Genomic DNA, 13,846 nt, shown 5'->3' with positions numbered 1-13,846 from the left:
CCCCCGCAGCCCCCTCAGCTCCCGGCCAGCAGCTCATCAGCGTCGACGATCCGATACGCGTACCCCTGCTCCGCGAGGAACCGCTGCCGGTGCGCGGCGAAGTCCTGGTCGATGGTGTCGCGCGCCACGACGGAGTAGAACCGCGCCTCGTGCCCGTCGGCCTTGGGCCGCAGCACGCGCCCGAGCCGCTGCGCCTCCTCCTGCCGCGACCCGAACGTGCCGGACACCTGGATGGCGACGGTGGCCTCGGGCAGGTCGATGGAGAAGTTGGCGACCTTGGACACGACGAGGACCGAGATCTCGCCCTGCCGGAAGGCGTCGAAGAGCTTCTCGCGCTGCGCGTTGGTGGTCTCGCCCTTGATGACGGGCGCGTCGAGATGTTCGCCCAGCTCGTCCAGCTGGTCGATGTACTGCCCGATGACGAGGGTCTGCTCACCGGCGTGCTTCTTGACCAGCGCCTCCGTCACCTTCCGCTTCGTCGCGGTCGTGGCGCAGAAGCGGTACTTCTCCTCGGCCTCGGCGGTGGCGTACGCGAGCCGCTCGGTGTCGGTGAGGTTGACCCGGACCTCCACGCAGTCGGCGGGCGCGATGTAGCCCTGCGCCTCGATCTCCTTCCACGGGGCGTCGAACCGCTTGGGCCCGATGAGGGAGAACACGTCGGACTCCCGCCCGTCCTCCCGCACCAGCGTCGCGGTGAGGCCGAGCCGCCGCCGCGCCTGGAGGTCGGCGGTGAACTTGAAGACGGGCGCGGGCAGCAGATGCACCTCGTCGTAGATGACGAGGCCCCAGTCCCTGGAATCGAAGAGCTCCAGATGCGGATAGATGCCCTTCCGCTTCGTCGTAAGCACCTGATACGTGGCGATGGTGACGGGCCGGATCTCCTTCCGGGTCCCGCTGTACTCGCCGATCTCGTCCTCGGTGAGCGACGTCCGCTTGACCAGCTCGTGCTTCCACTGCCGCGCGGAGACGGTGTTGGTGACGAGGATCAGGGTCGTCGCCTTGGCCTGCGCCATGGCCCCGGCGCCGACGAGGGTCTTCCCGGCCCCGCAGGGCAGCACGACGACTCCGCTGCCGCCGTGCCAGAACCCTTCGACGGCCTGCTGCTGATAGGGCCGCAGCGCCCAGCCGTCCTCGGCCAGGTCGATCTTGTGTGCCTCGCCGTCGACGTACCCGGCGAGGTCCTCGGCGGGCCAGCCCAGCTTCAGCAGCGTCTGCTTGACCTGCCCGCGCTCGGAGGGGTGCACGGCGACGGTGTCGGGGTCGATCCGCTCGCCGACCAGCGGCTGGACCTTCTTGGACCGCAGGATCTCTTCGAGGACCGGCCGGTCGGTGGTCGTCAGGACGAGCCCGTGCGTGGGGTGCTTGGAGAGCGTGAGGCGGCCGTACCTCGCCATCGTCTCGGCGACGTCGACGAGCAGCGCGTGTGGCACGGGGTAGCGGGAGAACTCCACGAGCGCGTCCACGACCTGCTCGGCGTCGTGCCCGGCGGCGCGGGCGTTCCACAGCCCGAGCGGGGTGACGCGGTAGGTGTGGATGTGCTCGGGCGCCCGCTCCAGCTCCGCGAAGGGAGCGATGGCACGGCGGCAGGCGTCGGCCTGCTCGTGGTCGACCTCGAGCAGGAGAGTCTTGTCCGACTGGACGATGAGGGGACCGTTCACGCGCGTGCCCTTTCCTTAGGCCAAACGTCCAGTGTGCCTCATGCGCCAGTGATCAAGCGGTCCGTGCGACAGCACCGTGCCGCCTCCGCACTTGTTCGACGAGGGAGACCATCTCGGCGGTCCGCTCAGTGTCCCCGGTCTGGTGATACAGGTCCGCAGCGAGCTCCAGGTTCTCCAGAGCCTCACTGTTGCAGCCCTGCTGTAGAAGCGCTTCCGCCAGGCTCCTCAGCTCGTGTGCCAGACGATGATCGTCCTTGCTCTCCAGAAGCGCCTCCAGAGCCAATGTGTGCAATCGCACCGCCTTGCCCCACTTGCTCTGCCACTGGCGTACGAGGGCCATGCCCCCTAGGGCCGTCGCCTCACCATGCCGCTCCCCCAGGCGCCGGAAAGTGTCCAGCGCTTCCTGCTGTGCGGTGAGGGCGGCGTCCAGCTCTCCAGCGGCGGCCAGCGTGCCGGCGTAATTGCACAGCTCGACCGCCCTGTCATGGGGCAGGAGCAGACCGTCGGACATGTCCATCACGCGCTTGTGCAGTTCAAGGGCCTGTTCGGCTTTTCCCGCGTCGCGCGTCGCGCGGGCGAGACCAGCCAGGGCCTGGGCGTAACCGCGCAGGTCGCCCTGTTTCCGAAAGATCTTCGCTGCCTTCCGGAGAGTACGGGCGGCCTTCTTCCGGCTGCCCAGCTCGGTCAGCGTCTCTCCGATGTTGCTCAGAGCCCGCGCCACTCCGATCCGGTCACCGGCGCTCTCGGACAGCTGTGCCGCTTCGGTGTGGGCGGCCACCGCCTCTTCGAATCTGCGCTGTTCGTAGAGTGTTAGCCCCAGGTTGTCCAGCGCTCCGCCCAAGGCTCGGTGCTGCCGCAACCTCCGGAAGGTCTTGATGGCCTTGTGGTGGGTGCGAACGGATTTTCCCAGCCGGCGCTGGTTCATCAGCACCGCGCCGAGGGAGCTGAGCAGAGCGGCCCTGTGCCAACTGTCCTGACTACGTCGGCTTGACTGGATACCCGTGCTCAGTACCTTTTCGGCGTCCTCCAGATATCGCATCTCTGTCAGGAAGTGGGCGGCCGGGGCCGCGAGGGCCGTGCACACCAGGTCGTCGCCGACTTCGTGGGCCCAGGCGACCATCGCGACCAGGCCCCGTCTCTCGGCTTCCAGCCATCGCAGCGCCTCAGCGCGATTGCCGAAGCGGGACCCAGCCCTGGGTTGTGGAGTTGCGGGATCGAAGAGCCTCTCGCATGCCAGGGTGGCCATCTCATAGAAGTGCGCGAGCAAGCGCCCGAGACCTTCGTCCCACGAGTCGCCGTGCGACCTGAGCTGCTCCCAGGCATACAGGTGCACGAGGCTGTGCAGCTGCCAACGGCCGTACGGCTCTCGTGGCTCGACCAGGTTCCTGCGTACGAGGTCCTCCAGGAGCCGCTCCGATACCTTGCGGCCCTCGCCGTACAACCGCGCCGCGGCCTCGGTGGAGAAGTCCGGTCCAGGATGTAGGCACAGCAGCCGGAAGAACCTGGCCTGTTCAGGGGTGAGTCTTCTATAGGACAGCTCGAAAGCAGCGGCCACGGCGCGCTCCTCCCTGCTCAGCAGGGAGAGTCGGGAGTGCGTGTCCTCGATCTCGCGACGGAGGTGGGAAAGGGACCGGGCCGGCACGTCCACGAGCAGGGAGGCCAGGATGCGCAGAGCCAGCGGCAGGCCGCCGCACAGCGCGACAAGCCGCTCGGCGTCATCGGGCTCGTCGCCCACGCGCGAGTCCTCGGGCAGGGCTGTACGCAGGGCTTTGCCGAGCAGGTCCCGCCCCTCGTCTGCGGGCAGTGCCCGCAAGGTCAGGGCGAGCGCGTCCAACTCTGCGAGGGAGTGCCGCGCGGACACGAGCGTGGCCGTGCGCCCGTCGCTCGGCAGAAGGTGGCGGATCTTGTCCGTGGCAGGGACATCGTCCAGAACCACCAGGACCCGTCGTCCGGCGTCGGCCAGCGCGCCGAGCGCGGAACGGTAGGCGTTGGCACGTTCTTCGATCCGGGAGGGTATGTGTTGTGGAGGGATGCCGAGCGCGCGCAGCAGAGTGCCGAGTGCACGTTTCGGCGACAGCTTGCTCTCTGTGTCGTAGCCGTGCAGATCGGCGTAGAGCACCCCGCCGGGGAACCAGCCCTCTTCCCGCAGCGCCCGATGGGCTGCCTGGAGCAGTAGTTCGGTCTTGCCCGTCCCGGCGAGTCCCGTCACTGCCACGGTTGCGGTCATATCGATCAGCGCCGCCGGGTCCAGAGCCGCCAGGACCTGGTCCACTTGGCTGCGGCGGCCCGTGAACGTGGCGGATGCCGTCGGGAGTCCGGCGAGCATGGGATCGGGACGGTCCGGGAGCGTCATAGTGACGTACTGGCCCTGGACGACGAAGCCGAAGAGGACGCCTCCGTCGATGTGGTTGTCGACGCTGTGGATGATGCGGGTCATTCCCCGTCCTGTCGGAGGCGGGCGACAGCCCGGCTGTAGGCGAGAACCTCGGCCTTGGTGAACATGTCCTGGTTCTCTTCGGTGACCATGTAACCGACCTCACGGCCTGCGTGGAAGAAGACAGGGTCGATCCCCAACTCCTCCGCCATGCCTGCCATGTCCAGCATCATGCGGTCGATGTCCTCCCTGGTGATGGGAGTGGGTTCAGAAGCGTCGAGGTCGAAGATCAGCGGATCACCCGGGCCCGGCTCTCGGCCGAATTTCTGCCGAAACGAGTCCACCTGAAGTTCCAGAAGCTTCCGGGTGCCGGCCGACAACCGTGTCACGGAACTGCCGTCCGCGTTCCAGATGGTCTCGGCCGGTCCGTCGCCCCGGTGTGGCGCGCCCCCCGACCTGTCGCACTTGCCCCGCACCTTGCGCTGCACTGCCTCACGCACGGCCTCACGCCGCTCGGCCCATCGTTCGTCCGGCTCCCCTCGTACCCATTCTGGATCTTCCGAGCCATCCATCTGCTCGATGTCGTCCTCCGCGCCCCGGGCGGCGCAACTGATGTGCATCCGGGCCTGCGTGCCGGCTCGGTCCAGCATGTCCGGAGTGATCGATCCTGCTCGTGTGTCCACTACGGCCACACCCAGCTCGAAAGCCATGCGCGGCAGGGCGAGTCCGGGGGAACTGGTCCAGAGCAGCGTCTCAGACGGGATCGGCCGGGTGAACGCGGGGACGGTGAAGAGGCATCCAAGAGTGTCTGACACGGACATCCCGAGCTCGGGGGCGACAAGCAGGATGTCGAGCACCGGCACCAACGGCGATTTCTCGTCCAGGGAGAGCGCCCAGGCCCAGGCGTGTTTGCCGATGTCGTCCAAAGGCTCGCCGGGGTTCGCCAGAAGTGCCGCGTACAGCGCCGGCAACAGCGCGCCGGATTCCTTTCTCACCGGTAGCCCAGCGTCGTGGAACCGCCGTAGCCCGGCGCGGAGAATGGCCTGTGGAGTGTCCTCGCCCCACCAGGCATCGTCCTTGGACTTCCAGAACCGCTTGATCCGCTCTTCGGCCTCCGCCGGTGGGTCGGGAAGCCGCATGTCCGGGGAAGGACCGGAGATCACGCGGCTTCCCCGGAGGGCAACCTCGGGCAGGAGGCGCTTGGGCAGACGGCGCCGGTCGAGTCCCGCGGCTTCCAGCCGACCGACGAGCGCCAGCATCAGCTTCCCGTTGTCCAGCGGCAGCCCGAGCTCCGCACTCAGCGCGACGGCCTCACGGACGAAACGCTCGATCGCCTTGCCGTGCACGGTCCCCCGTAAGAGGCGCAACCAGGCGTCGCGCGCGTTGGCGAACAACAATTCGTCCGCGAATGTCTCCCTTGAGTGCATCGCCCCCAGGAACAGCGCGTCCAACGGGTCGATCTGCTGGTACCAGTACGGGGCCGTGCCCTCCTGCTGAGTGAGGCCCAGAACTCCGTAACCACACGCATATGCGGCGGCCAGACTGAAGTTGTCGGGGTCGTTCACACACAGCAGGCGGGCGATCGCCGCGTCACCGAGCGCCTGCGGGTCGTCACCGCCCGGCACACCCTTCGAGCCATCCGAGGCCACCCGTCGTGCCCGTTGCTCGCGCTTCTTCCTGGATGCTTTGCCCACTCCGCCCTCCCTGGTGCAAGGATGGCGCATCGCGGTCGACGCTATGTCGAAATCCCGGTAGGCGAGCCTCCGAGGTCAGGAGCCAGCCGCATCCGAGGGAGATTCGGCCCCGTCTCCAGCGAACAAGTCGTCGATACTCTCGGCATGGACCGACCGGTCCAGCCAGCGGTTGAGCGTGTCGAGGTCGGTGCAGGTGCTGACGTGCTCCCGGGCACCCTCGGGAATGTCGACTCCACGCACCTCCAGGACACGAAGGATGGCCTTGGCCTCGCCTCTGGCCACGCCTTCTTGCTTCCCTTCTTCCCTGCCCTCTTCCTTGCCCTCGAGGTAGGCGGTCTCGCGGACCGTACCGCGTCCGGGGAAGTAGGTGACGAAGGTCATCAATTCTCTCCATTTCTCTCCGGCACGGGAGTTCCCCAGGCCGACGTCCAGAAGGTCGTTGTAGTAGGTGGCGGACTTCTTGTCGGACGCCTGCACGGCATGGGCCAGCACTTCCAGTATGGCGGTGATGCCCGGGCTGCTGCTATGCGTCAAGGCCGCGAAGGTGGCCATAGCCAGGTTCTCTTCCACGGCTCTCGGTTCGGTGATCATCGGTACGTTGTCCGGGCCGACAACCAAGGGATAAGTGCTCTGGGCGGTCCAGCCGCGTGCTCCACAACTGAATGGCCCCACAGCCCACTTCGCGGTGGCGCGGCTCTTGCACACCACGAGCAGGAGGACCGGCAGACGGAACTTCGCCCGGAGGTAGGACACGTAGTACGGCCAGCTCGTCTCCTTGTCCGTGTCGTGGCGTCCCTGTGCCTCGATGGCGAGGAGGAAGTCGTCGCCATCGGAGGGCTGGACGCGCAGCACGCTGTCCACGCGGCGCTCCAACGGCAGGAGTTCCGTCGCATCAGGGGTGAGGACGTCCACGGCCGCCTTCTCCGGGAAAGGCAGGTTGAGCGCGTTGAAGACCGGGACGAGGATCTCGGGCCGGTCCTGGAAGATCCGGTGCGACGCCTCGTGGGCTGATGTGACCATGAGAGGAACCTTCGCGGGAGGTGGGGCACGATGTCCTGGCATTCGGGGGCGTTCACCCTTTCGGGAGTGGGAGGGGTGTTCGCTTGGGAGCGCGGCTATGCGCGGAGCGAAAGGACGGGGCAGGGGCTGGGCACCATGGTGGGTTCGTCCGCCTCGCGCACGGCCGCATGGTGGACAACCCCGACAGCGTCGGCATGCCTACGGGAGGGCGGAGACCCGCTGGGCGCTTGGGCCCCGGCATCGAGCTGCGGACCACGGAGTACGACATCGAGGCCACCGTCGCCCACGTGAGCAGGGAGTGCGGCTAACGGGGCCGTCGAGTAGGCCGACCACTATCTGCTGGTCCGGGCCACCGACGCCGACGCCCTCGCGGCGTTCGGGCCGCAGGACGGGCGGCGGGCGGACAGGCCGGGTGGCTCGGTAGGGGCGTGAGGGCGGATGTGGGGGTGGTCGACCCGCTAACGTGAACCGGATGAGCACCGACGAGTCGCAGCCCACGGACAGCGCCACCGCGAGCGCATCGGCGCGCCCGGCGGACACACCACGCTCCCTCGCCGAAGCGCTCCGCTCCCGCGCGGACGACGCTCTGGCGGGGCTGCTGCACGCCCGCCCGGACCTGCTCAACCCGGTTCCCACCGATCTGACGCAGCTCGCGACGCGGGCCGGCACACGGGCCTCGGTGGTGCGCGCCCTGGAGCGGCTCGACCGGTTCGCGCAGCAGGTGGCGCAGACCCTGGCGGTGGCCCCGGAGCCCACGACGTACGACGAGGTGCTCGCTCTCCTCGCCGGTGACGACGGGGACCCGGCCGTGGCGAAGGCCCTGCCCGGCGCGCTCGGCACCCTCCACGAGCAGGCGCTGGTCTGGGGCCCCGACGACCGTCTGCGCCTGGTGCGCACCGCCCGCGAGCTGCTCGCCCCGGGCCCGCAGCACCCCTCCCCCACGGGTCTCGGCCCGACCGTGGCGGAGGCCACGGCCGGCATGTCGCCCACCCGCATCCAGGAGATCGTGGCGGCGGCGGGCCTGCCCACCACCCACGATCCGGTGTCGGCGGTGGAGTCCCTCACCGCGCTCTTCACGGACCGCGCCCGCATGTCGGCGCTGCTCGACCAGGCCCCCGCCGAGTCGGTGGAGGTGCTGTCCCGCCTGGTGTGGGGGCCGCCGTACGGGCAGGTCACCGCCGATCCGGCCCGTCACCTGCGGTGGCTCCTGGACCGGGGGCTGCTGCTGCCGACCGCGCCGGGCACGGTCGTCCTGCCCCGCGAGGCCGCCCTGCACCTGCGCGCGGGCCGCGCGCACCGCGCGCCCGAGCCGACGCCGCCGCCGGTCGTGGCGGCGCGCGACCACCGTCCACAGGTTGTGGACGCGACGGCGGCGGGCCAGGCGTACACGGCGCTCGCCACCGTCGAGGAGCTGCTGAAGGAGTGGGACGAGGGCGGCCCCGCCGTGCTGCGCGCGGGCGGCCTGAGCGTGCGCGACCTGAAGCGGACGGCGGTGGCGCTCGACCTGCCGGAGCCGCTGGCCGCGTTCTGGGTCGAACTGGCCTACGCGGCGGGCCTGATCGCCTCCGACGGCGAGGCCGACGAGCGGTACGCGGCGACGCCCGCCTACGACGAGTGGCAGGAGCTGCCCGCCCCCGAGCGCTGGGCGGCCCTCGCCACGGCCTGGCTGTCGGCGACCCGCACGGCGGGTCTGATCGGCGGCCGGGACGGCAAGGACCGCACGCTGTCGGCGCTCGGCCCGCACCTGGACCGCTCGGCGGCCCCGGAGGTACGCCGCCGGGTCCTCGCGCTGCTCGCCGGGCTCCCCGAGGGCGCGGAGCCCGACGCGGACTCGCTGCTGGCCCGGCTGCGCTGGGAGCGGCCGTCCCCGGCCGCGCAGGACCTGCGTTCCCGTATCGCGGGATGGACGCTGAACGAGGCGGAGCTGCTGGGCGTGACGGGGCGCGGGGCGCTGTCGACGCACGGCAGGGCGCTGCTGGGCGTTGACGACACCGAGGCCCCCGGCGGCGACGTGCCCGCCCGGGCCGCGGCGGCATCCCGCCACCTCGCCCCGCTCCTGCCCCAACCGCTCGACCACGTCCTCCTCCAGGCCGACCTCACCGCCGTGGCCCCTGGCCCGCTGGAGCGGCCGCTCGCCGAGGCCCTCGCCGTCCTCGCCGACGTGGAATCGAAGGGCGGCGCCACGGTCTACCGCTTCACGCCCGGCTCGGTGCGCCGCGCGCTGGACGCGGGGCAGTCCGCCTCGGACCTGCACGCGTTCCTCGCCGCCCACTCCCGTACGCCGGTTCCGCAGCCCCTCGCGTATCTGATCGACGACGTGGCGCGCCGCCACGGCCATCTGCGCATCGGCGCCGCCTCCGCCTACGTACGCTGCGACGACGAGGCGCTGCTCAACGAGATCCTGGCCGACAAGCGCTCCCAGGGCCTGCGGCTGCGCCGCCTCGCGCCGACCGTGCTGGCCGCCCAGGCGGACCCCGGGGCGCTCCTCGAAGGCCTGCGGTCGATGGGCTTCGCGCCCGCCGCGGAGTCCGCGGAGGGCGACGTCCTGATCACCCGGGCGCACGCCCACCGCACGCCGCCCCGCTCGGCGCCCGAGCCGGTGCCGGAGGGGCCGCCGGTGCCCGACGACACCCTCATCGCGGCGGCGGTGCGGGCGATCCGCGCGGGTGACCTGGCCTCGACCGCGCCGCGCAAGGAGGTCCACGAGACGCCGAGCGGTTCGCTGCCCCGCACGACGTCCGCGGAGACCCTCGCCACGATGCAGGCCGCCGTGATGACGGGGGAAGCGGTGTGGATCGGTTACGTCAACGCCGAGGGCGCCGCGAGCCAGCGGGTGATCGCGCCGGTGCGGGTGGAGGGCGGTTTCGTCACGGCGTACGACCACACGGCGGACGAGGTCCGCACGTTCGCCCTCCACCGGATCACGGGCGTGGCGGAGCTGGCGGACGACGAGTGACCATCGGGGCCATTCAGGTGCGGCTGGACGGGGGCTGAGCGCGCAGTCCCCCGCGCCCCTGACGGGACGCACAACGCCCCGTCCGTCAGGGGCGCGGGGCCGCCCGCGCCCCTGACGGGGCGCCCACCAACGCCCCTGAAAGGGGCGCGGGGAACTGCGCGACCAGCCCCCACACACCCGCACCCCGAAAACCACGTGCACCGCCCTCCACCCCCCGCCTAAGATGCCCCCTTCCCCGGCCTCCCCCGCGGAGCGCCGCCGCCCGGACGGAAACCGGCCGGCAGCAGCAGCACCAGACCCACCCCGCTGAACCGCCGGAGGCACCCGTGCAGGCGCACGACCACACCGACCCCCTCGCCCACGAGCGCGCGCACCTCACCGCGTCCCGCGCCGCCCTGCGCGCCATGCGCGAGGACGCCGAGGCCCTCGACATCCGTGACGTCACCGCGAACTGGGTGAACGCCGCGGTCCTCGAACGGCAGCTCGACGACCGCATCAAGTCCCTCGCCGACCTCGCCCACACCCCCCTCTTCTTCGGCCGGCTCGACTACCTGCACGCCCCCGGCGCCCAGCAGGCGGAGGGCGCCGAGGGCGAGCGGTTCTACATCGGGCGGCGGCACGTGCACGACGCCGACGGGGACCCGATGGTCATCGACTGGCGCGCGCCGGTCTCGCAGCCGTTCTACCGGGCCTCCAAGAAGGACCCGATGGACATCGCGCTGCGCCGCCGCTTCGGGTACACGGCCGGCGACCTCACGGCGTACGAGGACGAGCACCTCAGCGACGCCACCGAGGACGAGCGGGCCAGCGAGCTGCTCCAGCGGGAGATCGAGCGGCCCCGCGTCGGCCCCATGCGGGACATCGTCGCGACGATCCAGCCCGAGCAGGACGAGATCGTCCGCAGCGGGCTCGGCGGCAGCGTGTGCGTGCAGGGCGGGCCGGGGACGGGCAAGACCGCCGTCGGCCTGCACCGCGTCGCCTATCTGCTGTACGCCCACCGGGAACGCCTCGCCCGCACCGGCACCCTCGTCATCGGTCCGAACGCCTCCTTCCTGCACTACATCGAGCAAGTGCTGCCCGCGCTCGGTGAGTTGGAGGTCAAGCAGGCCACGGTCGACGACCTCGTCGCCCACGTGGAGGTGCGCGGCACGGACGACACCGCCGCCGCCCTCGTCAAGGGCGACGCCCGCATGGCCGAGGTGCTGCGCAAGGCCGTGCGCTCACACGTCACCCTGCCGACCGAGCCCGTCATGGTCGTACGCGGGTCCCGCCGGTGGCGCGTACCCGCGTACGAAGTCGAGGAGATCGTCCGGGAGTTGCTCGCGCGCGACATTCGGTACGGGGCCGCCCGTGACGCCCTGCCGCAGCGCATCGCCCACGCGGTGCTCGTCCGCATGGAGCAGTCGGGCGAGGCCCCGGACGACCGCGTGCAGGACGCCGTGGCGCGCAACCCCGCGGTGAAGGCGGCCGTGAAGGCCCTGTGGCCGCCGGTCGATCCGGCGAAGCTGGTGCTGCGGCTGCTGTCCGACGCGGAGTTCCTCGCGGAGCACGCCGAGGGGATCCTGGACGCGGACGAGCAGAAGGCACTGCTGTGGACGAAGCCGCCGAGGAGCGTGAAGTCCGCCAAGTGGTCGGCCGCCGACGCGGTGCTGATCGACGAGGCCCAGGATCTCGTCTCGCGCACGCATTCGCTCGGGCATGTCGTGCTCGACGAGGCGCAGGACCTCTCCCCCATGCAGTACCGCGCGGTGGGGCGGCGGTGCACGACCGGTTCGGCGACGGTCCTCGGCGACCTGGCGCAGGGCACCACGCCGTGGGCGACGCGGAGTTGGGCCGAGGCGCTCGGCCACCTCGGCAAGGGCGACGCGGTCGTGGAGGAGCTGACGGCCGGTTTCCGTGTGCCGCGCGAGGTCATCGCGTACGCGTCGCGGCTGCTGCCCGCCATCGCGCCGGGGCTCACGGAGGTCGCCTCGGTGCGGGAGTCGCCCGGCTCGCTCGCGGTGCGGGAGGTGGCGGATCTGGACGCGGCCTGCCTGGAGGCCTGCGCCGAGTCGCTGCGGCGGGAGGGGTCCATCGGGCTCATCGCGGCGGACGCGCGGGTGCCGGCGCTGGGCGAGGCGCTGACGGCGGCCGGGGTCACGTACCTCTCCCCCGGCGAGGAGACCACGCCCGACACCCGGCTGACCCTGGTGCCCGCGTCCCTCGCCAAGGGTCTTGAGTACGACTATGTGGTGCTGGACGAGCCCGCCGCCGTGGTCGACGGCGAGCCCGACGAGCGGACGGGGCTGCGCCGCCTGTACGTGGCGCTGACCCGTGCCGTGTCCGGTCTGATCGTGGTGCACGCGGCGCCGCTGCCGGATCAGCTGGCCTAGGGCCTGTCTGACAATTCCCGCCTGCCTCGCGACGCCATGCACGCACTCTCGCCGCACCGGGCGCAGAGCCAAGTACATCCAGTACGAGGCCCTACGCCCGGCACGCCGAGAGCACGCACCTGACGCCGCGAGGCCGCCCTCCGGGCGACGACGGGAATGGTCAGACAGGCCCTAGCGGGGCCTTTCTTCGGCCTGGGTGCCGGGCAGGTGGGTGACGATCAGCACGAGCCCCGCCAGCGTCACGACACGGGTGGCGGCGTCCAGGCCGTTCCAGGCCTCGGACTGCCACATGGCGAACCACTCGCCGCCGACGCCGATGAATCCGGCGCCGAAGAGCAGCAGGACCATCAGCAGGCCGGCGGTACCGAGGCGCCGCGCGGCCCGGTAACCGGCGCGGTGGCGCAGGGCCTTGGCCCACAGCACGGTCGCGGCGGCGAGGACGAGCGCGGCGACGGTTTCCCAGACGATGATGGCGACGTACGCGGCGTCCTGGAGCGCGGCGGACTCCACCGCGCGCCACATCAGGTCGTCGTCCTTGAAGGTGGTGTCCATCGCGAGGACGTGGCGCACGAACTGCTGGTTGGTGCCGAAGTCCGTGATGTTCCCGAACGCGACGAGTGCCATGTAGAGCGCGACGGTTCCGGTGAGCGCGGCGGCGGCGACGGGCAAGGCGCGACTGCTGGATACGTTCATGAACTCCCCTCCCTCTCCCCCCAGTTGTACCGCAGCCCCCACCGAAGCCCCGCAAGGGCCACGGCCCGCCCCCACCGAAGCCCCCCAAGGGGCGCGGGGAACTGCGCGAGCAACCCCCACCGACCCGCACCAAAAGAACGGCCGCATCTCGCCTGCGACCGCGACATGGCCGATCGCGCAGTTCCCCGCGCCCCTGACGGGGCCCGAGACGCCCCCCCGCCGCCGAAGCCCCCGGCAGGGGGGCGCGGGGAACTGCGCGACCAGCCCCCACCCACCCGCACCCGGCGGACAAGTAACCGCTACGCGTCAACCGCCGCCCGCCACTCCGCCACCGCCCCCGCAGAGACCCCCGCCCCCCAGCCACCCGGCCTCGCCGCGCCCCCGATGTGGAACGCGTCGAGTCCCGCCGCCTTCAGCCCCGGCAGATGCTCAAGCCGCAGCCCGCCCCCCACCAGGAGCCGCGGCTCATATCCCGGTTCACCCCGCCGCGCCGCCTCGGCGACCAGCGTCGGCATCCCCTCGTCGACGCCACCCGCGGCTCCCGCCGTGAGGTACGTGTCGAGGCCCGGCAGCTCCGCCAGCTGCTTGCGCAGGGCGTCACGGTCGGCGGCCCGGTCGATCGCCCGGTGGAACGTCCAGCGGCAGCCGTCGAGCGCGGCCACCAGCGTCTCGACCGCGGCGAGGTCGGGCCCGCCCGCCTCGTCGAGGAAGCCGAGGACGAACTCGTCGGCGCCCTCCGCCCGCAGCTCACGGGCACGGCGTACGAGCGCGTCGACGTCCCCGGCGGCGAACCCGTCGGCGAGCCGCAGCATGACGCGCAGCGAGATGTCGACGCTGGACCGGATCGCGGCGAAGGTCTCACGCGACGGCGTGAGCCCGTCCGCGGCCATGTCGGTCACGAGTTCGAGGCGGTCCGCGCCTCCCGCCTGGGCGGCGACGGCGTCCTCGGCGTCGAGGGCGATCACCTCCAGGACTGCACGCTTGCTCATGGATGTCTCTTCCTTCTCGGCCCGCACAGGTCTAGTCCAATTGATGTCCACCCTACGCGCAGAACACCCCGGCGCGAGCGGAGTCACTCG

General features: G+C 71.2%; 8 protein-coding genes. 2 read left to right on the top strand and 6 right to left on the bottom strand.

Annotated features, from left to right (window positions below; genetic code table 11):
- Positions 1-14 precede the first annotated feature (14 nt).
- The 4 genes from ACF062_RS30565 to ACF062_RS30550 all read right to left on the bottom strand — a co-directional run bounded on the left by ACF062_RS30565 (position 15) and on the right by ACF062_RS30550 (position 6,746).
- Positions 15-1,658: a DNA repair helicase XPB gene (locus tag ACF062_RS30565; protein WP_392142862.1), complete on the bottom strand. Its 1,644-nt coding sequence runs from the start codon at positions 1,656-1,658 to the stop codon at positions 15-17.
- Between the two features lie 52 nt (positions 1,659-1,710).
- Complete coding sequence (locus ACF062_RS30560) at positions 1,711-4,095, bottom strand: tetratricopeptide repeat protein (RefSeq protein ID WP_392142861.1); 2,385 nt, start codon at positions 4,093-4,095, stop codon at positions 1,711-1,713.
- On the bottom strand, positions 4,092-5,726 hold the full coding sequence (locus ACF062_RS30555) for a hypothetical protein (protein WP_392142860.1): 1,635 nt from the start codon (positions 5,724-5,726) through the stop codon (positions 4,092-4,094). The genes ACF062_RS30560 and ACF062_RS30555 overlap by 4 nt, the downstream gene beginning before the upstream one ends.
- 75 nt (positions 5,727-5,801) lie before the next feature.
- A complete protein-coding gene (locus ACF062_RS30550; RefSeq protein WP_392142859.1) occupies positions 5,802-6,746 on the bottom strand; it encodes a hypothetical protein in 945 nt (314 codons plus the stop codon).
- 472 nt (positions 6,747-7,218) lie between these two features.
- Between ACF062_RS30550 and ACF062_RS30545 the strand changes: the two genes are divergently transcribed.
- Positions 7,219-9,702, top strand: coding sequence for a helicase-associated domain-containing protein (locus tag ACF062_RS30545; RefSeq protein WP_392142858.1), 2,484 nt, complete (start codon positions 7,219-7,221; stop codon positions 9,700-9,702).
- 326 nt (positions 9,703-10,028) lie between these two features.
- Positions 10,029-12,074, top strand: a complete 2,046-nt coding sequence (locus ACF062_RS30540; protein ID WP_392142857.1) for a HelD family protein — start codon at positions 10,029-10,031, stop codon at positions 12,072-12,074.
- 171 nt (positions 12,075-12,245) lie between these two features.
- On the opposite strand, the gene ACF062_RS30535 is transcribed toward ACF062_RS30540, so the two are convergent.
- Positions 12,246-12,767: a DUF2165 domain-containing protein gene (locus ACF062_RS30535; RefSeq protein WP_392142856.1), complete on the bottom strand. Its 522-nt coding sequence runs from the start codon at positions 12,765-12,767 to the stop codon at positions 12,246-12,248.
- A 299-nt stretch (positions 12,768-13,066) separates the two neighbouring features.
- Complete coding sequence (locus ACF062_RS30530; RefSeq protein WP_392142855.1) at positions 13,067-13,756, bottom strand: copper homeostasis protein CutC; 690 nt, start codon at positions 13,754-13,756, stop codon at positions 13,067-13,069.
- Positions 13,757-13,846: the final 90 nt, after the last annotated feature.

Source organism: Streptomyces sp. NPDC015345 (genome assembly GCF_043078805.1).
Taxonomy (GTDB): domain Bacteria; phylum Actinomycetota; class Actinomycetes; order Streptomycetales; family Streptomycetaceae; genus Streptomyces.
This window is presented reverse-complemented; position numbering and strand designations above follow the sequence as displayed.

Bases quoted from the DNA above. Each gene is read 5' to 3' on its own strand.
- ACF062_RS30560 (WP_392142861.1), bottom strand. From the start codon at position 4,095: ATGACCCGCATCATCCACAGCGTCGACAACCACATCGACGGAGGCGTC.
- ACF062_RS30550 (WP_392142859.1), bottom strand. From the start codon at position 6,746: ATGGTCACATCAGCCCACGAGGCGTCGCACCGGATCTTCCAGGACCGG.
- ACF062_RS30545 (WP_392142858.1), top strand. From the start codon at position 7,219: ATGAGCACCGACGAGTCGCAGCCCACGGACAGCGCCACCGCGAGCGCA.
- ACF062_RS30535 (WP_392142856.1), bottom strand. From the start codon at position 12,767: ATGAACGTATCCAGCAGTCGCGCCTTGCCCGTCGCCGCCGCCGCGCTC.
- ACF062_RS30530 (WP_392142855.1), bottom strand. From the start codon at position 13,756: ATGAGCAAGCGTGCAGTCCTGGAGGTGATCGCCCTCGACGCCGAGGAC.